This is a genomic window from Neisseria sp. P0021.S007 (assembly GCF_051956855.1).
The window spans coordinates 1-624 of record NZ_JBQCXA010000713.1 but is presented as its reverse complement, the minus strand read 5'-3'; the positions used below and the strand labels follow the sequence as shown (position 1 = coordinate 624).

Genomic DNA, 624 nt, shown 5'->3' with positions numbered 1-624 from the left:
GGCTGGAGAAGCCGTTTGCGCTCAATACGACGATTCAGACGAAGGGCGAGCTGGAAGGCGAGACGATAGAGGGTAAGGCGCGCCTGTGGGGCAGCTTGCAGGACGTGCAGACTGAAATTCTGCTGGACGGCGACGATGTGCATTTGTCGGCGAAATCGACGGTGCATCCGTTTGCAGCTTCGCTGGATAAGATGATCGGCGAGGTGCTGGTCAAGGGTTTCAACATCAATCCGACTGCGTTCCTGCCGTCGCTGCCTAAGGCAAACCTGACGTTTGACGCGACTGTCGTGCCTTCGTTTACGCACGGTATCGCGCTGGACGGCTCGCTCGACTTGGAAAACAAGGCGGCGGGTTTTGCTGATGCAAAATCCATTCCGGTGCGCAACATTCTGGCGGACTTCACCATCAACGACAACGGCGTGGTAACCGTCCAAGAGTCTGAAATCGGGCTGTTGGAGGAAGGTTCGTTCAATGTCGCCGGTACGGTCGATACGGTGAAAAACGCGCTGGCGCTCAAGATTAATGTGAACAACCTCGTTTCAGACGACCTCGTCCGCACCAATGTTGCCGGTCAGTGGAACGGATTTATCGGTGTCAAAGGCGAAACCGCCTCGCCCGCTATCG

General features: G+C 56.4%; 1 pseudogene. It reads left to right on the top strand.

Annotated features, from left to right (window positions below):
• Window positions 1-624: pseudogene (locus tag ACTHUR_RS15535) on the top strand (translocation/assembly module TamB domain-containing protein); the annotation flags it as partial.